19 protein-coding genes are annotated in these 22736 nt (G+C 57.7%); 1 reads left to right on the top strand and 18 read right to left on the bottom strand.

The window, feature by feature from the left end:
- Positions 1–35: 35 nt before the first annotated feature.
- The 18 genes from IB274_RS25125 to IB274_RS25040 form a co-directional block, all read right to left on the bottom strand.
- On the bottom strand, positions 36–713 hold the full coding sequence (locus IB274_RS25125; RefSeq protein ID WP_192435549.1) for an HAD family hydrolase: 678 nt from the start codon (positions 711–713) through the stop codon (positions 36–38).
- A complete protein-coding gene (locus IB274_RS25120; protein WP_192435548.1) occupies positions 710–1450 on the bottom strand; it encodes a 3-deoxy-manno-octulosonate cytidylyltransferase in 741 nt (246 codons plus the stop codon). Before IB274_RS25120 ends, IB274_RS25125 begins: the two co-directional genes overlap by 4 nt.
- Before the next feature lie 8 nt (positions 1451–1458).
- The gene (locus tag IB274_RS25115) at positions 1459–3060 is read right to left on the bottom strand and encodes an aldolase catalytic domain-containing protein (protein WP_192435547.1); all 1602 of its coding nucleotides are present in this window, start codon (positions 3058–3060) and stop codon (positions 1459–1461) included.
- Positions 3061–3107: 47 nt separating this feature from the next.
- Entirely contained in the window at positions 3108–4253 is a 1146-nt protein-coding gene (locus IB274_RS25110; RefSeq protein ID WP_192435546.1) for a hypothetical protein, read from the bottom strand.
- A 20-nt stretch (positions 4254–4273) separates the two neighbouring features.
- Positions 4274–5995: a glycosyltransferase family 2 protein gene (locus IB274_RS25105; RefSeq protein ID WP_192435545.1), complete on the bottom strand. Its 1722-nt coding sequence runs from the start codon at positions 5993–5995 to the stop codon at positions 4274–4276.
- A 55-nt stretch (positions 5996–6050) separates the two neighbouring features.
- Complete coding sequence (locus tag IB274_RS25100; protein WP_192435544.1) at positions 6051–7724, bottom strand: sulfotransferase; 1674 nt, start codon at positions 7722–7724, stop codon at positions 6051–6053.
- A 23-nt stretch (positions 7725–7747) separates the two neighbouring features.
- A complete protein-coding gene (locus IB274_RS25095) occupies positions 7748–9136 on the bottom strand; it encodes an ABC transporter ATP-binding protein (protein ID WP_192435543.1) in 1389 nt (462 codons plus the stop codon).
- The gene (locus IB274_RS25090) at positions 9136–9933 is read right to left on the bottom strand and encodes an ABC transporter permease (protein WP_192435542.1); all 798 of its coding nucleotides are present in this window, start codon (positions 9931–9933) and stop codon (positions 9136–9138) included. The genes IB274_RS25095 and IB274_RS25090 overlap by 1 nt, the downstream gene beginning before the upstream one ends.
- Positions 9934–9942: 9 nt before the next feature.
- Positions 9943–10926, bottom strand: a complete 984-nt coding sequence (gene fcl / locus IB274_RS25085; RefSeq protein ID WP_192435541.1) for a GDP-L-fucose synthase — start codon at positions 10924–10926, stop codon at positions 9943–9945.
- An 18-nt stretch (positions 10927–10944) separates the two neighbouring features.
- Positions 10945–12066: a GDP-mannose 4,6-dehydratase gene (gene gmd, locus IB274_RS25080; protein ID WP_192435540.1), complete on the bottom strand. Its 1122-nt coding sequence runs from the start codon at positions 12064–12066 to the stop codon at positions 10945–10947.
- A gap of 144 nt (positions 12067–12210) precedes the next feature.
- Complete coding sequence (locus tag IB274_RS25075; RefSeq protein WP_192435539.1) at positions 12211–13638, bottom strand: mannose-1-phosphate guanylyltransferase/mannose-6-phosphate isomerase; 1428 nt, start codon at positions 13636–13638, stop codon at positions 12211–12213.
- An 802-nt stretch (positions 13639–14440) separates the two neighbouring features.
- Positions 14441–15112, bottom strand: coding sequence for a flavin reductase family protein (locus IB274_RS25070; protein ID WP_192435538.1), 672 nt, complete (start codon positions 15110–15112; stop codon positions 14441–14443).
- A gap of 11 nt (positions 15113–15123) precedes the next feature.
- A complete protein-coding gene (locus tag IB274_RS25065; RefSeq protein ID WP_192435632.1) occupies positions 15124–16608 on the bottom strand; it encodes an amidohydrolase family protein in 1485 nt (494 codons plus the stop codon).
- Positions 16609–16619: 11 nt separating this feature from the next.
- On the bottom strand, positions 16620–17819 hold the full coding sequence (locus IB274_RS25060; RefSeq protein WP_192435537.1) for an amidohydrolase family protein: 1200 nt from the start codon (positions 17817–17819) through the stop codon (positions 16620–16622).
- A 165-nt stretch (positions 17820–17984) separates the two neighbouring features.
- Complete coding sequence (locus tag IB274_RS25055) at positions 17985–19037, bottom strand: extracellular solute-binding protein (RefSeq protein ID WP_192435536.1); 1053 nt, start codon at positions 19035–19037, stop codon at positions 17985–17987.
- 49 nt (positions 19038–19086) lie between these two features.
- The gene (locus IB274_RS25050) at positions 19087–19878 is read right to left on the bottom strand and encodes an ABC transporter permease (RefSeq protein ID WP_138214195.1); all 792 of its coding nucleotides are present in this window, start codon (positions 19876–19878) and stop codon (positions 19087–19089) included.
- Complete coding sequence (locus IB274_RS25045; protein WP_138214194.1) at positions 19875–20786, bottom strand: ABC transporter permease; 912 nt, start codon at positions 20784–20786, stop codon at positions 19875–19877. The genes IB274_RS25050 and IB274_RS25045 overlap by 4 nt, the downstream gene beginning before the upstream one ends.
- 1 nt (position 20787) lies before the next feature.
- The gene (locus tag IB274_RS25040) at positions 20788–21858 is read right to left on the bottom strand and encodes an ABC transporter ATP-binding protein (protein WP_017516843.1); all 1071 of its coding nucleotides are present in this window, start codon (positions 21856–21858) and stop codon (positions 20788–20790) included.
- Positions 21859–21998: 140 nt separating this feature from the next.
- Between IB274_RS25040 and IB274_RS25035 the strand changes: the two genes are divergently transcribed.
- Complete coding sequence (locus IB274_RS25035) at positions 21999–22685, top strand: GntR family transcriptional regulator (RefSeq protein ID WP_192435535.1); 687 nt, start codon at positions 21999–22001, stop codon at positions 22683–22685.
- Positions 22686–22736 lie beyond the last annotated feature (51 nt).

The raw sequence follows: 22736 nt of genomic DNA, 5'->3' as shown, positions 1-22736 counted from the left end.
TCAGGCAGGATGCCGCAATCCGAACAGGCAGGCGATTAGGTCGACTCAATCCTCTCGGGAAGAGTTGGCAGAAGACTCTTCAGCGAATCAACTATTTTCAAACCGTGTTGCTCGCAGTATTCGATATAGCCTTCGAACTCAGTCCAGCCTTGCACAAAGACAAATCCCATATCGAAATGACTGGCTGCTACATGGTCATATCGGCTGTCGCCGATGAAGAGCGCCGGCAACTGGATGTTTGCGCTATCGACTTCTCTTTGCAGGATATCGATCTTGTTGTCAGGGCTACCGAAGATGCCCCCGTCGAACAAATCGGCCAGGCCTCGCTCGCGGAAGAGTTCACGCAACTCCTGCTGATCGCCACCGGAGGCTACGAGCCAGCGGCTACCCTGGGTGAGTCTACGTAACTCTGCCAGGCCATCGGCACACTGGCACTCACGCAACCCCTTGTGAACCTCACTCGAATAAGCGACGAGCAACTGCTGGAGAGCTGCCTCGTCGATGTGCCGTCCAACGATGTGGGAAAGAAAATATTCGAATTTGCGGTAGCGGGAGATGCCACCGTTTGCTGTGTGGTAGTCAACCAGCGCAATCGCTGCGGCTTCTCCGTACGGCAATGCAGTAGTGAAAAACGCCTGCGTCTTGACCTTGTTGGAGTCCAGAATCACACCGTCGCAATCGAAGATTAGTGTCTTGTAGTCGGAAAGCTTCACTGCCCTTCCCGCCTCTGCAAAGCGGCCTCAACAGGAGCAACGTCTTCGGGCACATCTACCGCCAAACTGCCGCCAGACGACTCGACCATGAGAATGCTCTTGTTCATTTCAAGGAAGCGCAGGATTTCAATATCCTCACAGGCTTCCAATGCACTCTTGCGCCCAAAGGACTGGAACGCCTCGAGTTCCTCCCGAGTGAAGGCGTAGATGCAAACCTGCTTCTTGTACCTTGCCGGCGCGTTCTTCTCATCCTTGTAACCGGGAAGCGCCTTGCGTGACATGTAAATCAGACGGTTCTGCTCGTTGCTGATGACCTTCGGGACATTCACGCTATCGGGGTCTTCGCCGTCGTGAATCCAGCAATAGGCATTGATGATCGAATCCAGGTTTTCGCGCTTCAGATCCCGTACCTTGCGGATGTCCAACGGATCAATGACCGGCTCATCACCCTGGACATTGATGTAGATGTCAGCATCGATCTGCCTGGCAGCCTCCGCCAGACGATCAGTTCCGGTCAGCGCGGAAGAACTTGTCATCACCGCAGAGAATCCAGCAGCCTCGACAATCTGAGCGATCCGTTCATCATCAGTCGCCACGTAGACCGAGTCTCGTCCGACAGCCTCTGCGGACAGCTCTGCCACCCAAAGGATCATGGGTTTCCCCAGCAACGGCACCAATGGCTTGCCAGGGAAGCGGGAGGATTTGTAGCGAGCCGGAATGATGACGACAGACTTCATGGCAACCTTCAGAGTGCGTATACGGATTTACTGGGAATGCTGTAACGCGTAGGCGTGATGGAGCACAGCTTCACGTGGTCGTCCTGCTCCAGATAAGCGTTGAGAAGCTCCTGCATCTCGCGGCTGCGTGGATCATCCGCGCCATAGCCATCGAAACCGGCGAGCAGCACCTTTGCTGCCTTGCCGCTATTGGCCACCGCCAGCGCATAGACGATCACCAGAGCCGCAGGAAGTACACTGTGGTCAGCGGCGAACTCGAACGCCCCTTTCTGCACTCCCAGGCCGTAGTCGAGCAGTTCCTTCCCGCGCAGCGACTCCTGGATATCGGGAGGTAACATGCTTGCCGGTGTGATCAGGGGCTGGGGTAAGCGTGCATGCTCGTCGCAGTCGGCCAGCAGTCGGACGGGGTGGCAGGCAACGCGAGCATCGATCAACTCGGCAGCAATGACCGACTGGGTATTGAGCGCCAGCACATAGGGAGCGGACTCGCGAATGAAGCGCTCGAGCGCGCCACGGTGCTCGGCGACACCGGGTCCGGACCCCAGGATGAGCACGGTTTTTCCTTCCAGTACTTGCGCAGGGCGCCATTGGCCGCGAGGTATGCCCTGATAGAAATGTCGGGCGGCGTCCAGAGTGTCAGCGCTGTATTTCTTCCCGCCTTCAACCCGAAGATGCTCAAGGACAGCAAGGATGTCTTCCTCGTTGTAACGGGAGTCGGCGAGCATCTCCTGCACATAGGTAGGATGAATACCGTATTTGCCGGCAATATAGTAGTAGGTGTTTGCCCCCCAGCCACAGCGTTGCTTCATCGACAGGAAGAAACGACGGATCAATCCCATCAGTGGCGTGATGTTTGGCTTGAGGTTGAAGCGTTCGGAGAGTTCAAGCACCAGGTACTCAGTCTTCGCATTGCCAGGTCCGCGCCCCATCCCTGTAACAGTGGCATCCAACCAGGTAACGCCATCGTCCAGAGCTTGCAGGCTGTTCTGTAGCGCCATCCCCATGTTGTCGTGGGTATGGATCCCCAAGGGCCCCGACCAGTAATTACGCAACCAGCCGATGATCTGCGAGCACTGAGCGGGGCTCATGCTGCCCAGGCTATCGGCGAAATACAGGACATCCAGCGGCCACTTGCTGGCCTCCTTGGCTAGCGCCTCAATGTCCGACTGAGAACGGTCGGAGACCTGCATCAGATTGAAGCCAACCTTGTAACCTCGTTCCACCAACCAGGAACTGGCCGGCAATGCGGCAGAGAACTCGTGAACGTGGCAGGCGATGCGCACAAGCTTGATACGCGATGCTGAGGCCTCTACGGGGAAAAGGCGCTCGAGAATGCGTTCCAGATTGGCATTCTTGGCGACCAGCTCAGATGCGTTGATCATCACCCCAGGAGTCAGACTCTCGGGAATTTCGAGGGTGTTTACGAACTCGTCGGTGGTAAATGCGCACGGGCCACGGAAACCCTCGTTGCGTAGCGAGCGAAGCCCCAGTTCAACATAGTGAACGCCCACCGCCGCCATGGCCTGCAGGTATTCATTGATCAGACCAGTTTCGAAGTTCCATGAATTGTAATAGCCGCCATCGCGGAGAGTGCAGTCTAATAGTTTCATTACCGTAGCCCAACAGTAGTTGATCGAATTATTCAGTCCTGCAACATCTAGACTCTTGAGAAAAAGTCTCGATACCGAAAAAGAGATTCATCACCAACACTGCAAATATAGCGACCCGCCACTTCCTCAAAATCGAATTCGGCGTTTCGAATCCCGGCAACCAGTCCGCGGAGGTCATCAACACTCTTGAATTTGAGCTCACATGGAACATCAGCACAGGGAATCTCTGTGTCATACTTGAAGACCGGAACACCGAACCTCATGATTTCATGAATCATACTGGTGGTATGGGCCAGAATGAATCTCGACCCCTCCCAACTCAAACCTGTATAGGTGCTATCCTGACGCACCCTGTAACTGGCAGGGTTATTTCGCGGATGAAACCTGACATTGACTTTCAGCTTGGTTTTCTTCGCCAGATCGTAGGCTATCCGCAGCATTTCAGCGTTGTACGAGCGGAATGCGTTCTGATCGAACAGGACAGTAAAGTAATCACCCTGTTCATCTTGGAGCGCTGGTTCCTTCATTGGCTTACCACAAAGAACAACCTTAGCCCCGGAATGGTAGTTATTTATCAACTCACCTGTCGCAGCCCCCCAGGCCAGAAAGTACTCACTCACCATATTCTTGTAATTGACCACATTAATATTTGGCTTCTCGCTATAATCGACATAAAGCCCATGTTGCAACGTAACGGTCTTTTGATTGCGAAGTCGCGCCGCCTGCACAAGAAGATTATCTATAGGTTGCATATCGGCAAAAACCACAAGATTCTGATGAGGATAGAACTTGCCAACTCGCTCAAGAACCTCAAGATAACCAACGGCTTTCACGAACAAATAAACGGCCTTGTGAAAGCCGTGTGACAGCATACTGAAAAACAATGGAAAGTATTTTAAAACCAGCAGAAGCGGGTATGGACGAAGCTTACCAGTATATATCCTATAAATATCGAGCAACCTTTTCGATCGCAAGCACTCTTGTGCAATTGATTCGAACAGCCAATCATAATCTGCGCGCCTCATTGACTTAACGAAGAGAAAATCGCAGGGTGATATATCCTTGTCAAGATTTGGGCGAGACTTGAAAACCTCTTCAAGAGTTTTCCAAAAGTGCTTCTTGCGTGCCTCGGGATCAAAGCTTGAATATATATGACTATCTATTTCAAGAACTTTATCCCAATCGATCGCCATTGCCTTCCTTTGAGTAAGCATCATTCCTCCACGACCTTCTCACAAAGCTCCATCCCAATCCGTTGGAAGGCTTTGAAATAGATATTTTTCGCAATAACTTCCTTATTAGAAGTATGATCGAGCAGAATCTTTATAGTCTCGAGATAAGGTCGCAACCCGGATTCACTCTGACCACCCGCAAGAAACTCGCACACAGGAATATTCACATACCTAAAGACATATCCCTTTAGGTACAGACTCATCAAAAGGTTATAGTCAGCGGCATACTTATAGGTTTGATTGAATTTATAGTTTTTCAGAACATCACATCGCACAAATGTCGATTGGTGTCCAAATGGCATGCGTTCAAAAATGGTGTCGATGGCTTTTGCGCACTGCAGTTCCTTACGCCCGTCCTTTATGTAGTAACGATCCCCATATAGGACAGCATCTTTATCAGAAACATTGGCAGCAATGGACGAAAGTACGTCATCACTGGCGAATATATCGCCAGCGTTCATGAAATTGACCCACTCGCCACTCGCAAGGTCAATACCTTTGTTCATTGCATCGTAAATTCCACTATCCCGTTCACTAATCCAGCGAGTCACTCCGTCAGCATTTTTCCTGATGATTTCAACAGTGCCGTCCGTTGAGGCCCCATCGATGATTATGTATTCAAAATCCCTGAACTTTTGACTTAGGACGCTGTCAATTGTCTGCTGGAGGAGTGATTCTGCATTGAACGTTACAGTAACAATAGTGAACAATGGCTTGCCACGTGGAGCCTCCGGAGCCGCCGAGGATATAGGTTCCTTTGTCACTACACTGGAAAACGCCTGATTGATACAGTTCGTCAGTTCGAATGCTTCACGCGTGGAAATGTTGGCAGCCAGCTTGAGCTTCCCGCCGTCCGACGATACGTAAAATTCCAGATCTGTACTTTTCGATTTTAACGCCTGCAATTTATCATTTATAGCGAACCCAAGATTGCTCCAGGCCAACGATCTATAGAAGGAATTCTGTCTGACCTTTCCAGGCTCTCCCTTATGATATTTTGCAATAGCATGAGAAGCCTCCAGCCGAGCGAGAACATGCTGCGTAGCACTTTTCCCGCCGCTCTGAAAATTGGCAATTACCATTGATATCTTCTTGAACCGTCTCTGGCGCGCCCAAGAAGAGACTATGTATTCGAAGTCAGCTGCTAACAGATAATTCGTATTATAAGGTTTTTCTTTCAGCAACGATGTCTTTGTGGCACAAGCCTGGTGAAAAACGACTTCTCTGTTCAGAGTATCCTGAATGGGGCCGGACAACTCGAGTGTTGTCTCACCGCTGTTCGAAACCCTGTTCCGATCACCAAATACGAAGTCAAACTCCTCATCCAGTTCAGTTTCGAGAGCTAGCACGGTGTCTTCCGAGAAAAAGGTATCACCAGCATTAAGAAAGAGTATCCAGCGGCCACTGGCCAACTGAACACCCTTGTTCATTGCATGATAGATACCTTCATCTGGCTCAGATATGAAAGTTGAAATAGCCTCAGGATATTTCCGTACGACATCAGCGGTTCCATCAGTCGAAGCACCATCGACAATGATGTACTCAAAATCGCTGGACGATTGCGAAGCAACAGACTTTACGGTGGCCTCTAACGCTTCGCTAGCATTATAGGTTACTGTAACCACGGTCAAATTCACTTGCCGCCCCTGGCGCTCCCGCAGTCCGACCAGACGCCCGAAGTACTGAAAAAATCCTTTAACCATTTCCTTTGCTCAACTTTAAAATTGAAGAATCAATAGAGAACCGAATCTTCCAAAACTAATTATATTTTCGCGCCCCACGAACGACCTGATAGACGCGAAGAAGCTCTTTATAGGCTTTCAATTTTTTCAATGGATTCGTGAGCACCCTGTAACGACAAACTTCGGCAGCAGCGGACAAGAAACCGAAAAGCTCTTCAGTAAGCCTTCCGTTCTCCATCTTATGCTCTTGGATCAACAAGTCTTGCTCACCAAGCACTGCATCTCTATCACTGAGATACTTGACGAGACTTGTAACCTCGTTATTTTTCTCAATCATCTCTTTGCTGACATTGGAATTTTCCAGAAGCACACTTTCCAACTGGGCTTTCAACACATCCAACTCAGACCGACACTCCTTGAGCATCGCAGCGGCATCGTGCGCCTTAGCAGACGCCTCTTCCGCCCGAGAACTCAATTCGCTCATGCTCCTATCTTTCAATTCAAGCAAGCCCGCGTATTCGCGCAGACTCTCGCGCATCAATAGAATATTGTTGTCCTTGGCTTCGAGAAGACTAGCTTGCTCTTGCAAACTCTCCCGAACCAACCGGATGCCTTCGTCCTTAATCTCAAGAAGGCCCGCTTGCTCCTGCAGGTTCCTGCCAAGACCAGACAGATCCCGCTCCAGCTTCTCCACCTGGCGTTCACTAGCGACTCGACGGCTATCGCAAAGCTCAAACTGCTCTTGCAAAGCTTGTCCCTGCTCATCTTTCACGCGGAGACTCAGCACAAGAGAGGAAACCTTCTCAACCAGTCCTGCTTTTTCCTTCGCCAACTGCTTGAGTATCTCTCCATCTTCGCGCAGCAAGCCTTTAAGGGAAATTCCGGCGCCCTCGATCTGTGCTTCCTGCTGCTCACGCGCTTTATCGGCAAGTGATTTCGCTGCGTCATCGAAGTTATAACCCAGCCGCTCGAAGCTAACTCTCCCCAGCTCTTGCAAGTAATCTGACAACAGCTTGCGGCGCTGTGGATGATCCAGTTGCTGCTTCCAGGCTGAGATATGCGAACTATCAGGGCGGGTCTTCTCGTAAACAGTCACTGGATCACCATACATCCAGCGTTCATCGGACCTATCGCCATACTCGACACACTCAAGCTGGCGGGGAAGCTCGAGAAAGTCGAATAATCCCTCGGCAATTATATCCGGCGTCGACAACAGCTCCTCGTACCTAACGACGTGGGTATTGGAGTACTTGGAGAAATCACGCTGAAGGAACTCGATCCCTGTATAAAGATCACTCTTGTAGCCTTTCAGCCTTCTATAATCATCCTTAACCCAGGTTTCAAGAATGGACGAAAGGATGGCCAGCGGATTTCTATAGAGCACAATGAACTTCGCATTGGGAAAAACCCGTTGCAACTCATCAAACACCTCGTAGTAGCGAGGCGTCTTATCCAGGAATCGTGACTTCCCACTACTTTCAAGATAAGCGGAATACAGGGAAAGATAAAAATTACGAAGCCTACCATAGTAAAGGCTTTCACCCTTTTCTGGGATATTCGAAATGAAGTCCCGCAGGCCAGCTGCCGCCAGCCTTGCATTATAGCGAGTCTGGATACCCTCACGCTTCAGCGCATACAATGGATGAATAAGCAACCATGGCTCGGAGCGGGTATATATATCGCTATGACCGCCTAATATCTTCTGCAGCAACGTAGAGCCACTTCGCGGCAGCGAGATCATGAAGATCATCTGATCATCTTGCATGGGCTTCATCATAAGGTTTCTACCTCAAGAGCTTGCCCAAGATCCACCGTGCCACGGACGATACGCTTCTCGTCAGCAATCACCTTGATAACAGCCGCATCAACAACTCGGGCTATGAAAACAGGCTCGCCGTCAATCACCTCGGCAACACCGGCGTTACTGAAGTAATGACCAGTCAACAGATTGCAGGTGAATCGCCAGGAGGCCTTCAGTGACGAATTTCGTACCACCTGCTCGATCAATCGGAGCGGGTCGTAGTGAAGTGAAGCGGCGGTTATCGCGACGCCATGCATATCCTTGAATTGCATGCCGAGTGACAACTTCCGCGCATCGTCCTTGAAGGCCACGATGTAGGTATAAAAATACTCATCACCACTGACCAGTACGTTTACCCGCTCACCACTCAAGGTAGTGAAATGCGGATCTACAATCTCTGCACGATCAGATGGATAAGTCAGTGAAGTCTTTGAAGTAAGCTCAGGTATGTAGTACGGCTGCAGTCGAGCCTTTTCCAGCTTTACTTTTTCTGGTGCTGCTTTTAACGGCTTGTCTGTAGCAGATCTGGCAACGACCTGGTTCTTTTCTGCCGGGGCTGGAACCAGAGCCCCTCCGCCATGTTGAAAAGCGGCGATTTCCTTGAGAATCGACTGGTGATCCTTCTCCTGCGCATAGGCGAGCTTTTCGTAATAGCGCGTCACGTCCTTAGGCTCTGCATCCAGGATGATGTTGCCGCCGTGCAGCAGCACCGCTCGCGTACACAACTTGTTCACCGAGTTGGTGTCATGGGATACGAAAAGCACGGTCTTCCCGGCCTTGAAGAACTCCTCCATCTTGGCGAAGCACTTCCGCTTGAAGACCGCGTCGCCTACTGCGAGTACTTCGTCAAGAATCAGGATATCCGGCTCGACATGAACGGCGACGGCAAACCCCAGTCGCGACTTCATGCCGCTGGAATAGGTCTTCACCGGCTGGTCGATGAATTGGCCCAGGTCGGCGAACTCGATGACTGCCGGAGCCAATTGCTCGATTTCCTCGGATGAGAGACCGAGGATCGTCGAGTAGAAGTGAATGTTCTCCCGCCCGGTGAACTCCGGATTGAACCCGGCCCCCAGTTCGAGCAGAGCGGTGATGTTTCCGTTTACCTCGATGGTCCCCTCGCTGGGTTGCAGCACCCGGGAGACCAGCTTGAGCAAGGTGGATTTTCCACACCCATTTCGCCCAACGATCCCGAGGATCTCCCCTCGCTGGATGTCCAGGCTCAAGTCACGGATGGCATAGTAATCCTCGTGGTATTTCTTGCCCAACGGATGAAGGGCTTCCTTCAACCTGTCCTTGTTGGCGCTGTACAGTTTGTAGAACTTGGAAACGCCCTTGATCGAGATAGCCAGCGGCTGCATCAGATCACCTCCGCGAAGTGGGGCTTCAAGCGGCGGTAAACCACTGTCCCGATGGCCAGCAACAGCAGCGTCATACCCCAGAAGATCAAGGTTTCTCGCGGGTGCTGCCAGAAGTAGTGGGTACCCGTCAGGCTATCGCGATAGCCGGTCACGAGGTAACAGAGCGGATTGAGCTCGGTCAGCCAGCGGTAGCGCTCCGGAATTATATTGACGTTCCAGAACAGGGGAGTCAGCCACATACCGAACTGGGTGATGATGTCGACCGCATTCCTCACATCGGGAATGAACAGGGTCGCAGATGAAGTAATCCAGCCCAGCCCGACAAGCAGTGCCGCCATGCACAGGAAGTAATAGAGCAACTGCAGAGTGTGCAACCCGAGCGGGAACCCACTGTGTGCTGACGCCACCAGCAGTAGCACCAAGAGCAATACGTGGGGCAGTAGCGAGCTGAGCAACTTCACGAATGGCAGTACGCTCAGCCGGAAATCCACCTTCTTGACCAGGAAGGAATAGGAGCGAATCACTCCGGTGATAGAAGCCACGTTCCCTGAGAAATACAGCCAGCAGATCATCCCACTCAGGAGATAGAGACTGAACGGCAGATCATCCTGAACAGCCCCCTGACGAAAGCCGATGGTGAACACGCCGTACAACAGGGCGATATGCATCAGCGGCTGGAGGTAATTCCAGACGAATCCCAGGTAGGAGCCCTGGTTGATCTGTTGATAATCGCGCTTCGCCAGCTCGAAAATGACACTTTTGAGCCGGACCACATCGCGCAGGAAACCGTAGAGCATCAGCCTGCCTCAGAGCCTTGTGGTGTCTTGATCAAGGTGCAGGACGTACCAATCGTATGCCGATTGCAGCCCCTCCTTGAGACCGATGCGCGACTGCCAGCCCAGCGCGCGCAGACGCTCCACATCCATCAACTTGCGAGGAGTGCCGTCAGGCTTGCTGCTGTCGAAAGCGATGCGGCCTTCAAACCCCACCACGTCGGCAAGCAACTCGGCCAGCTCTCGAATGGTCACGTCTTCGCCAGTGCCCACGTTGATGTGGGAAAGCATGGGCTGGGTGTTCGCCGAGTAAGTCTCCGCATCGATGTTCATCACATGCAGGCAGGCCGCAGCCATGTCATCGACGTGCAGAAACTCGCGCATCGGCGTCCCGGTGCCCCAGATCACGACCTCTTCGGCGCCCGTCTGCCGAGCCTCATGGAAGCGACGGATCAAGGCGGGGATGACGTGGCTGTTTTCCGGGTGGTAGTTGTCATGTGGGCCATACAAATTGGTCGGCATCACCGAGCGGAAGTTGGTGCCGTGTTCCCGGTTGTAGGACTCGCAGAGCTTGATACCCGCGATCTTCGCGATCGCGTAGGGCTCGTTGGTGGCCTCCAGCACGCCGGTCAGCAGCGCACTTTCCCGCATTGGCTGGCTGGCCAGCTTCGGGTAGATACAGGAACTGCCAAGGAACAGCAGATTCCGCACTCCCGCTGCGAACGCCTGGTGAATGACGTTGCACTCGATCATCAGGTTTTCGTAGATGAAGCTGGCGGGATACTCGTTGTTGGCATGTATCCCGCCCACTTTCGCAGCCGCAAGCACAACGTAATCGACCGGGTTATCCGTGAAGAACCTCTGGACCTCCGCCTGCGAAGTGAGATCCAGCTGATCATGGGTGCGTGTAACGATGTGTTCGTAGCCCGCCGCTCGAAGCTGGCGGACGATGGCCGAACCCACCATTCCGCGATGTCCCGCAACGTAGATGCGCGTATCAAGGGGGAGATTCTGCATGACTTCAACTCCTATCCCTTACTCGTGGTAGGCCATGATCTTGTAGCCGCTCTGCTCGACCAGGGCGTCACGCTGAGCTAGCTTGAGATCCTCGGTGATCATTTCCGCCACCAGCTCTTCAAAGCTGATTTTCGGCACCCAACCCAGGTCGGACTTGGCCTTGGCAGGATCGCCCAGCAGGGTCTCCACCTCGGTCGGCCGGTAGTAACGCGCGTCGACCCGAACGATCACGTCGCCTGCTTTCATGCCAGTTACAGCGGCATTCGCCACGCTGGTGACCACGCCGATCTCTTCCTCGGCCTCACCCTGCCATTCAATGGTGACATCCAGTTCCTTCAGCGAGAGCTCGATGAACTGGCGAACCGAGTACTGGCGACCAGTAGCGATCACATAATCGTTGGGCTTTTCCTGCTGCAACATGAGCCACTGCATCTCGACATAATCACGGGCATGTCCCCAGTCGCGCAGGGCGTTCATATTGCCCATGTACAGGCAGTCCTGAAGACCTACGGCGATACGGGTCAGGCCGCGGGTGATCTTGCGGGTCACGAAGGTCTCTCCGCGCAGCGGAGACTCATGGTTGAACAAGATGCCGTTGCAGCCGTAGATGCCGTATGCCTCGCGATAATTGACCGTCATCCAGAAGGCAAACTGCTTCGACACCGCGTAGGGCGAACGCGGATAGAAGGGAGTGGTTTCCTTCTGAGGGATTTCCTGCACTTGCCCGTAGAGCTCGGAGGTGGAGGCTTGATAAAAGCGGGTTTTCTTCTCCAGCCGCAGGATGCGGATGGCTTCCAGGATTCGCAGAGCACCCAGCGCATCGACGTCAGCTGTGTATTCAGGGGATTCGAAGGAGACAGCCACATGGCTCTGCGCACCCAGGTTGTAGATTTCGTCGGGCTGGCAGTCCTGGATGATTCGCAGCAGATTGCTGGTATCGGTCAGGTCGCCGTAATGCAGAACCAGGCTCCGATCCTTGCTGTGAGGGTCCTGATAGATATCGTCGATACGGTCGGTATTGAACGACGACGCCCGGCGCTTGATGCCATGAACGATGTAACCCTTCTCCAGCAGAAAACGGGCAAGGTAGGCGCCGTCCTGTCCAGTGATGCCGGTGATGAGTGCAACTTTGCGTGTCATGTGTCCTTTCCTGCAAAAACGAATGGCAAAAACTTGCTCAAAACAAAAGCATTCCGGCTTTCGACTCATCGGGGGGCAATCGGTCAATCACCCTTGGGAGAGTTCGAAGCGTGCGACTTGCTGACTTCGTGCTGACCTCCAGAGCTATGCCCTCCCGTAACGATCATCGATGCGGACAATGTCGTCCTCGCCGAGGTAGTCACCGCTCTGAACCTCGATCAGGACCAGTTCTATGACGCCAGGGTTGGCGAGACGGTGCTTGTTACCGGCCCGGATGAAAGTGGACTCGTTGCATCGCAACATGAGTTCATTTTCCCCATTGGTTACCAGCGCCGTCCCGCTGACGACGATCCAGTGCTCGCTGCGATGGTGATGCATCTGCAATGACAAAGACGCACCAGGCTTGACGGCGATGCGTTTGATCTTGAAACGCTCGCCTTCCTCAAGCGTGGTGTAGGTCCCCCACGGTCGGTGCACGGTGCGATGGGTGAAGTACACCTCGTCACCGGCCTTCTTGAGTTGCCGCGCGATGTGACGAACGTCCTGGGCATGCTCGCGATGGCTGATCAGCAGCGCATCCGGGGTATCCACTACGATCAGGTCCTCCACACCCACGAGCGCCGTCAGGCGATCAGGGCTGTGGACGAAATTGTTGAAGGCGGAATGGGAAAGTGAATGGCCGGCCAGCCGGTTACCGTTCGGATCCGCTTCGAACAGGCTGCTCATCGCTGACCAGGAACCGATGTCGCTCCAACCAATGGAACAAGGTATGGTCGCAACGCGGCTGGAGCGCTCCATCAGGGCACAATCGATGGATATGTCGGGTACCGCCTCAAAGCGACTGGCATCAAGACGAATGCAGTGCCCGCCATCCTGAGAGAAGGATGAAGCGAAGGCCCCCTCGACAGCACTCAGCACGTCCGCCGCGTGGGTACGCATCTCGCTGAGGAAGGCCCCCACCTGGAAACAGAACATCCCGGAGTTCCAGTAGAAACTCCCGGCTTCGCAGTAGCTCTGTGCAGTGGCGGCATCCGGTTTCTCGATGAAACGCTTGACCATCACCCCGTGCTCAGGCGCCTCACTGGCCTCCGTTTCGATGTACCCGAAAGCGGTTTCGGCATGGGTGGGCTCGATACCGAAGGTCACCAGGAGCCCATCTAGCGCCAATTGACTGGCGTGACGGACTACCTCGGCAAATACCGTCTCTTCCTGAATGAGATGGTCCGCGGGAAGAATCAGCATGATCGACTGCGGCCCGAAGCGGTTCTGCAAATGAATCGCGGCGCTGGCAATGGCTGCCGCGGTATTGCGCCCAACCGGTTCGAGGATGTAGTCCAGCCGACAATGCTCGGGGCGGACCTCGCGGTAGATGTCTTCGGTGGTGAAGAACAACTCCTGATTGGTAACCGTCAGAACCCCCGTGACGCCGGGGAGCCCAGCAGCCCGCAGAAGCGTCTTCTGCAGCAGGCTCTGACCGTCGGGCAGAGCCAGGAACGGCTTGGGGTGTTTCTCGCGAGAGGCGGGCCAGAGTCGGCTATCGGCCCCCCCGCAGATAATGACTGGATACAGCATTTCCCATCCTTGTGGAGATATCCGGATCGGCAACACCCATCCAGAAACTACGCGTCCATTTCGTCTCGAGAGTGCCGCCCGTCAAAAGACTCGATGCAGCCGAGAAAAGCCGCCGGACCGAACCGGCAGATCCTTCAGACGAAGAGCCGCCTGGCGCAGAGGGAAGAATCCGCAAAGACGCCCGGGAGCCTGCAGGCGCAGCTGGCGCCACGGCAGGACAAACGACGGGCACCGGATACGGAGCAAGAGATGAATCGGCCAGGCGAATGGCCGGGCCGAGAGCCCAACGGAGCCTTCGTCCCTAGCTGAAAAACCCACAGTGCAACCCCACACTCTTCCAAGGCCGAATGCATCACTCCAGGCGCTGCAGTGCGGGCGTCCGGAGTGACAAGACCTCAAGGCAAACAAGCTTCACCATCCAGGCGGAATGAGTGAAACCCCCGAAAACCAGAGAAACTCAGGCCTTTATTAGGAATTTATTAAGGCACTGAAAAACGCCAGATTTGCAGGAAATATCTGACTGACATCACAATGATACCCTCCAGAATGCCACCTTGGTAGGGAAAATAGCTGCACTTTTGTCGTTTCTTGTTTCCTGCAAGCACACTATCCGGACGAAAAAAACCAGGAAGCGCCTTTCCAAAAGAATCTGAAAAAATGCAAATATCATCACAATTCGCGGAAAATCACGAATGTACGCCGCTTTTACCAGCATCTAGGAAGGTAAAGATTTCGGAAGCTCATTGATATGAAGTGCGACGCTTCCGTCGTCGGTTAATTCCCCGCGGGCCCGCAGGTAAACTCAAGACTGAACTTCAGCCCACTTCCAGGCTCTCTCCCCGCCTCCTGGCAGTTCCGACCATTGCTGCAAGGAACGCGTCGGCAGGTCGAAATACTCCCGGGTACGCGCATAACCATGCCCACCCATGCGACCGATGGCGTCGAGGCCGAGCTGATCGATGTAGAGCGTGGCCGGGTCGATCAGGTCGTCGCGCACGTGGGCCATCAGCACTTCGCCAAGGATGATCTCTCGCGATTGGCCGATGGACAGCGCCATCATCCTCCGGCACTCCAGTGCCACCGGCGCCTCGCCGATGCGCGGGCAGCCGACGCGGGTGCCGGGGATGGCAGTAAGGCCGGCGGCGACCAGTTCGTCGAAGCCCGGCTCGAAGGGCACGGCGCAGACGTTCATGGCTTCCACCAGCGCGTCGGAGACGATGTTCACGGTAAATTCCTGGTTCTGCCGGATATTCAGCGTGGTGTCCTTGGGACTGAGGTCGCTGTAGTTCTCCACGCCCAGGGCGAGGATCGGCGGGTCGGCAGAGAGGGCGTTGAAGAAGCTGAAGGGCGCCGCGTTGGCGCGGCCCTCGGTGTCGATGGTGGTGACCAGGGCGATGGGCCGGGGCACCACGCTGCCGATGAGGATCTTGTATTTCTCGCGGGCGGAGAGCTGCTGGAAGTCGAAGCTGAGCATGGGGTGATCCTTCACGGGGCCGTTGGTGCATGCGCGTCGAGCAGCGGCGCGTCGGCGCTGTACGAGTCGGCAAAGGGAATCGCGGAACGGAACAGCGTGCGCCACGGCGGGTTGCCGAAGGCTCGCTCGGCGTGGTGCTGCATCTGCTTCAGGAACAGCGCGTCGGCACGGCGTTGCAGGTCGGCGTAATCGACGCCGATCACCTGGCCGCCCTGCATCACGCTGCGGCCGTCGATGAAGCTGGCAATGCAGTCGTCACCGCGGCCGGCGGTGAGCAGGTTCTTCAGCGGGTCGAAGAACGGTCCCTGATGGAAATCACCCAGGCGGAACACCGTGATGTCCGCACGCGCGCCGACGGCGAGACGGCCGAGGTCGTCGCGGCCCAGCGCCTGGGCGCCGCCGAGGGTGGCAGCGTTATAGAGATCGAGCATGCGCGTGTGTTCGGCATCGCCCTCCTTCACCCGCGCAATGTTCAGGCCTTGGCGCAGGTTGTCGAGCATGTCCGCTGGGAAAGTGTCGGTGCCCATGGCGAGGTTGATGCCGCGTGCGCGGTAAGCGCCAAAAGAATCCAGCGCGTCGCCTTCGCGGGCGAATACCACCGGGCAATGCACCAGGCTCGCCCCGGTATCCGCCAGGCGCTGCAACTCATGCTCGCCGCTGTGCAGGATACCGTGTGGCAGAACGCTGTGCGGATTGAGCAGACCATAGCTGTCGAGCCACTGCAGCGAGGACGTGTCGCGCAGGCGACGCACCAGCTCCACCTCGTAGCGCGACTGGCAGCAGTGCAGGCGCAGTGGCGCGCTCAGTTCACGCTGTACAGCGGCGGTGCGTTCCAGCAGCGCAGGCGTACAGGTTTCGATGCGGTCTGGCAGCAGCGCGCCGCGCACCAGGCCGTGGTGGGCGCCGTCGAAGTCATGGAAGAAGCGCTCGGCTTCCTTCAGTCCGGCGAGGCCGGCGGCTTCGTCCCAGTGCTGCCCGGAGGTGCCGTCCGCACGGGCGTACGTCATGCCGCTCATGTAGCAGGGGCCGAGGTAGGTGCGCAGACCAAGTTCACCGGACAGCGCGGCGACCCCGGCGAATTCGTCGTAGTGCTCGGCCCAGCGCCGGTAGTACATCGAGGTGATCGGCATGGCGGTGGTGATGCCATTGCGGATCAGCTGGGTGAAGGCATAGCGGTACTTGAACAGTTCCTCGTCGGGGCTGTAGCACTCGTTCGGCCCGGCTCGCAGATAGTCCTCGGACCAGACACGGCCCATGTTCCACTCGGCGCCGTTGTCCAGGGTGAGCACCGTGGAGTCGAGGTCACCGAGGGCATCCAGATCGATGAAGCCGGGGCCGATCAGCGCGTAGCCGTAGTCGATCCACTGGCTGACTTTACCGGGGAAACCACGGCCGACGAAGACGATTTTCCCGCCCTCGAGCACCACTTCACCGTGACGCCAGAGCACGTGCTGTTTACCGTCGAAACCGACTACGAAGCTGGCTTTCAGGCCCATGCGGGGAGCACTCACAGACGCGACTCCACGAGGCGACCCTGCTCGGCGATCAGCTTGCCGGCCTTGTACACCTGGCGCTGCGCCGGGCGCGCGACCACGGCTTCACCGAGGGTCTCGACCGGTAGCAGGAGGAAGTCCGCCGGCGCGCCGACTTCGATACGCGCCGGCTCGCGGCCCAGCGCGCGGGCACCGTTGTCGGTGGCCGCGGCGAAGGCGGCGGCAAGGTCGTCGTCCTTGCACAGGTCGAAGCGGAAGGCGAGGAACATGGCGCGTTCGAGCATGTCGCCGTTGCCCATGGGCGACCAGGCATCGCGGATGCCGTCGCTGCCCAGGCACAGGTTGACGCCGGCTTCGCGCAGGGCGAGGAACGGCGGCACCGGGGTGTCAGCCGGGGCGGAACTCATCAGGGAAATGCCCAGTTCGGAGAGTCGCTCGGCCAGCGGCTCGACCTGCTCCCAGGGCGCCATGCCCAGGCAGTAGGCGTGGCTGATCATCACCTTGCCCTGCAGGCCGTGGCGCTCGGTGTAATCGGCGATGCGAGCGATCTGCCAGAGGCCCAGTTCGCCCTTGTCGTGCAGGTGGATATCCACGCCACGGCCGAATTCCACGGCCAGGCCGAAGACGATATCGAGCTGGGCAATGGGGTCGTCGTCGATACCGCAGGGGTCGAGGCCGCCGACATTTTCCACGCCCAGCGCCAGTGCCTCGCGCATCAGCTCGGCGGTGCCGGGACGACTGACCAGGCCGGTCTGCGGGAAGACCACGAACTCCATGTCGATCAGGTCGGCGTAGCGCTCGCGCAGCGCCTGCATGGCAACCACGTGGCGCAGGCCCAGCTCGGGGTCGATGTCCACGTGGCAGCGGAAGGTCAACGAACCGCGAGCGATGCATTGCTCCAGCAGCGCGCCGGCACGGGCGGTGATGGGCGCCTCGATCTCGCGCAGTACGCGGCGCTCGTTGGCGATGTAGTCCTTGAGCGTGGGCCCGGCGCTGTTGGGGCGCCAGGGTTGGCCCCAGAGGGTCTTGTCCAGGTGGCAGTGGCTTTCCACCAGCGGCGGCAGCAGGAGCTGGCCGCCGCCATCGATGTCGCCGGCCAGCGGCGCGGCGTTACTGGCGGTACGACGTTCGGCGATACGGCCGTCACGGATGAGGAAGTCTTTCGCTGCATTGCCCAGCGGACGGATGTTGCGCAGCCAGTAGCTGTCGGTCATGGGGACCTCGAACAGAAATCGGATAAATGACGTCGGGCGAATAACCGCTCGCGGTTATCCGCCGAGGAGCTCGACGGCGGATAAAGCGTTCCGCTTTATCCGCCCTACGGGGTTGACCGGGACGACACCTGTAGGAGCAGGCCCGGCACGTAGCCGGGCCAACTATCAGCCCTTGAGCTTGGACCAGATGCGGTCCTGCAGCTCGCGGGACTTGTTGCTGCATTCCTTTTCCAGGCGCAGACGCTGCGCGTATTCCTCAGGCATGTTGATGGCGTCCATCACCTTCCACTTGGCGTCGAGCAGCTTGTCGGTCTCGATGCCGTTGGAATAGGCGATGGCGTTGGTCACCGCGGCGGCGTTCTCAGGCTTCATCATCCAGTTGATGAAGACCTTGGCGTTCTCCGGGTGCGGCGCGCTCTTGGGCACGGCGAAGTTGTCCTGGAAGGAGGCCACGCCCTCGCGCGGGTAGACGTACTTGATGGTGCTCTTCTGCAGCGTGGCGCGGGCGGTGGAGCCGTTCCAGTTCTGCATCAGCACGACCTCGCCGGAGGCCATGCGGTCCACGGTGTTGTCGGAGCTGTACATCTTCAGGAAGGGCTTCTGCTTCTGCAGCAGCTCGAGAATCTTCTTGGCGTCCTGCGGGTTCTCGGTGCACTCGTCGACGCTGAGGTAGTGCGCGGCGGCGTTGATCAAGCTGCTCGGGGTATCCAGCGCGGCGACCTGGCCCTGCAGTTCCGGACGCGGCTCGAAGAATTCCTTCCACGAGTCATCCAGCTTGCCACCCGGCACCCGCGCACTGTCGTAGGAGAAACCGGTGGTGCCCCAAAGGTAGGGCGCCGAGTACTTGCGGCCGGGGTCGAAGCCCGGGTCGCGGAACGCCGGTTTGACGAACTGGAAGTTGGCCAGCTTGGGCGTGTCGATTTCCAGCAGCAGGTCCTGCTTGATCAGCGTCTGCATGATCGAGTGCGACGGCACGATCACGTCGTACGCGGCGCCGCCGGCCTGCAGCTTCGCCAGCAGGGTTTCGTTGCTGTCGTAGCCGTCCATGGTGACCTTGATGCCGGTCTCCTTCTCGAACTTGGCCAGCAACTCCACCGGGTAATAGTCGGTCCAGTTGTAGAAGAACAGTTGCTTGGGCTCTTCGGCCCGGGCAACGCCCGCAGCCAGCAGAGCGAGGGACAAACCGGCAAGGCCGTGACGCAGGGCATTCAACTTCATGTGGCTCTCCGAAATAAAAGGTCAGAAAACGAAAGGTTGGCAGTCTTGATCAGGCGTCCGGTTTGCCGCGCTGGCCGAGCCAGTACGACAGCACTACGAGGACGATGGAAATCACCAGCATGAGGGTCGAGATTGCATTGATCTCAGGTGTCACCCCGGCCTTGATGGCCGAGAAGATGTAGACCGGCAGCGTCGTCGAGCCGGGGCCAGCGACGAAGAAGGTCATGATGAAATCGTCGAGGCTGACCACGAACGCCAGCACCGCGCCGGACAGCACCGCCGGCCACAGCAGCGGCAGGGTCACCCGGCGGAACACCTGGTAAGGACTGGCGTAGAGGTCGCCGGCAGCTTCCAGCAGGCTCTTGTCCAGGTCGTTCAGGCGTGCACGGATCGGCAGGTAGGCGAAGGGAATGCAGAAGCCGACGTGGGCGACGATCACCGTCATCAGGCCCAGCTTGATGCCCAGGGACATGAACAGCAGCAACGTGGCCACCGCGATGACGATCTCCGGCAGGATCAGCGGCAGGTTGATGCCGCCCTCCACCAGCCGCCGCCCGTAGAACGGCCGCGAGGTCGCCAGCGCCGCCGCCAGGGCGATCGCCGTGGACAGCACGGTTGCGAAACCGGCGACCACCAGCGAGTTGAACGCCGCCGCCTGGATCGAGGGGTTGGCGACTATCTTGCCGTACCAGGCGAAGGAGAATTCGGTCCATACGGTGGCCGAACGGTTGGCGTTGAAGCTGTAGCCGATCAGCACGAGGATCGGCAGGTACAGGTAGGCCAGGACCAGCAGGCTGGTTTCGCGGGTGCCGGGCAGTTTCTTCAGGTGCTGGGCGATCATGCGTTGGCTCCTCCCAGGTGGACGGCCTTGGCGGCGCGGCGGCTATACAGGGCGAACGCGATCAGGGCGAGGAGCATGATCGCCAGCAGCAGGAACGACAGCGAACCGCCCAGGGGCCAGTTGCGCGCGGTGCCGAACTGCTGCTGGATCAGGTTGCCGATCATCAGGGTCTTGCCGCCGCCGAGGATCGCCGGGGTGATGAAAGCGCCCAGGCTCGGGACGAACACCAGCAGGGAGCCGGCGATCACGCCGGGCATGGACAGCGGCAGGATCACCCGCTGCAACGCCTTCCAGCGGTTGGCGCCGAGGTCATAGGCGGCCTCGACCAGGCGCCAGTCGAGCTTCTCCAGGGTCGAGTAGATCGGCAGGATCATGAACGGCAGGAAGCTGTAGACCAGCCCGACGCAGACGGCGAAGTCGTTGTACAGCAGTGTGATGCCGCCAGCCTGGGGGAACAGCGCGTTGACCGACTGGGCGATCCAGCCGTGCTCGCGCAGGATGATCAGCCAGGCGTAGTTGCGGATCAGCAGGTTGGTCCAGAACGGGATGGTGATCAGCAGCACCATCAGGTTGCGCGAACGCTCGCTGAGGCTGGTCATCCACAGCGCCACCGGGAAGCCGAAGAGGAAGCACAGCAGCGTGGTGCCACCGGCCTGGAACAGCGAGCGCAGCAGCGCCTGGGCGTAGACCCAGTTCAGCTCCAGGTTGCCGTCGAAGTCTTCCTGGAAGAACAGCTGCACGTAGCTCTGGATCTGCCAGTCAGCGTGCCAGTCGACGCCGCCGTAGAGGTTGCGCGGCAGCAGGCTGATGTAACCCATGATCGCCAGCGGGATGGCGATCAGCCCGAGCAGCGTCAGCGCCACCGGGCTGAGCAGCAAGAGGCGGCGAGTGGTGGGCGACTCGTTCATTTCAGGCCTCCATCAGCAGGCAGGCCTGGGGCGGCAGGTGCACCGCCACGGCCTCGCCGACGTCGCGGGCGCGACCGCCCTCGTTGCTCTCGCGCAGGGTGATCTGCGAAGCATCCGGCAAGCGGCAGCGGTACAGCGTGGCGGTGCCGACGTACATCACCGTCTCGATCACCGCGCGCAGGTGGTGCGGCTGCGACGGGTCGACCAGCTTCGAGCGCTCCGGGCGGAAGGCCAGCTGCACGCTGGCGCTACTCAGGCCCGCCGGCAGTTCGCAGGGAATTTCCGCCGCCATGGCGTTGGGGTGGAAACCGCCCTGGCGCATCTGCCCAGGGAGGAAGTTGATGTCACCGATGAACTGCGCGACGAAGCGGTGCGTCGGGCGCTCGTAGATTTCGTTGGGTGTGCCGATCTGCATGATGTTGCCGTGGGACATCACGGCGATGCGGTCGGACAGGGTCAGCGCTTCTTCCTGGTCGTGGGTGACGAAGATGAAGGTGATGCCCGCCTCTTCCTGTACGCGCTTGAGCTCGACCTGCATCTCCTTGCGCAGCTTCAGGTCCAGCGCGGACAGCGGCTCGTCGAGCAGCAGCACCGACGGCTTGGGCGCCAGCGCGCGGGCCAGCGCCACACGTTGCTGCTGGCCGCCGGACAGCTCGGCCGGCTTGCGCCGCGCCAGGTGTTCCATCTGCACCAGCGCCAGCATCTCCTTCACCCGGCCGGGAATCTCGCCGCGCGCCAGGCCCTGCATCTCCAGGCCGAAGGCGATGTTCTCGCTCACCGACATATGCGGGAACAGGGCGTAGCTCTGGAATACGGTATTGATGCGACGACGGTACGGCGGCAGGTCGTTGACCCGTTCGCCGCCGACGAGGATGTCGCCCGAGGTGACGTTCTCGAAACCGGCGATGCTGCGTAGCAGCGTGGTCTTGCCGCAGCCGGACGGCCCCAGCAAGGTGAAGAACTCGTTATGGGCAATGTCGACCGAGACTTCGTTGAGGGCGGGAGCGACGTTGGGATCATCGGTGTAGCGCTTGCTGACCCGACGCACCTCGACTGACGACGAGTGATTCATTTTGGTGCATTCCTCTTGTTTTTGTATGCAATATTTGAATGCAATCTAGAAATAGCGTATGTATTTTTCTTCTGCAACTGGTTTTGCACGGACGGTTTTGCGGCATCCTTTGATGGGTCAAGCAAGAGGCGGAGTCGCTCATGGCGGAGAATCACCCCGAGTCCACGGTGGAACGCGTCTACCAAGGGGTTTACGAGGCAATCAGCAAGCGCACCCTGCGCCCTGGCATGAAGCTGGGCGAGGCGGCGTTGGCGGAATTGTTCAAGGTCAGCCGCACTTCGGTGCGCGCGGCGCTGAAACATCTGGAAGCGGACGGGCTGGTTTCCAGCGCGCTCAACAAGGGTGCATGGGTGGCGTTACCCAGCGACGAGGAGATCCGCTCGCTGTTCGAAACGCGGCGGCTTATCGAGATCGGTATCGTCAGCGAACTTTGCCGCCGCGCCGACAGCGCGATCATCCAGGACCTGCGCGACCACGTGGCGCTGGAAGAGGCGACCCACGACCACGACCACGCGCGGTTCGTCCACCTGCTGGGCGAGTTCCACCTGAAGCTGGCAGCGGCGCTGAACAACCCGGTGCTGCTGGACTTCTTCCGCAAGCTGATCGAGCGCGCCTCGCTCTACGCCACCACCCTGGACGACGACCAGCACGAGACCTGCCGCGGCAATGAGCACCAGCGGCTGATCGAGTACATCGAGTCAGGCAACCAGGCGGCGGCCATCGAGCTGACCTGCATGCACCTGAACGCGATCGAGCAGGCCATCCTCAAGGCGGCGGGAAACCTGAAGGCGGATTACCACCCGCTCAAGCATCTGATCGGCGGCTGAGCCGCTGCCCACCAACGTGGAACGTAGGGCGCGTAACCTGGAACAGGTTAT

Source organism: Pseudomonas sp. PDM18 (assembly GCF_014852585.1).
In the GTDB taxonomy this organism is placed as follows: Bacteria; Pseudomonadota; Gammaproteobacteria; order Pseudomonadales; family Pseudomonadaceae; genus Pseudomonas.
This window is presented reverse-complemented; position numbering and strand designations above follow the sequence as displayed.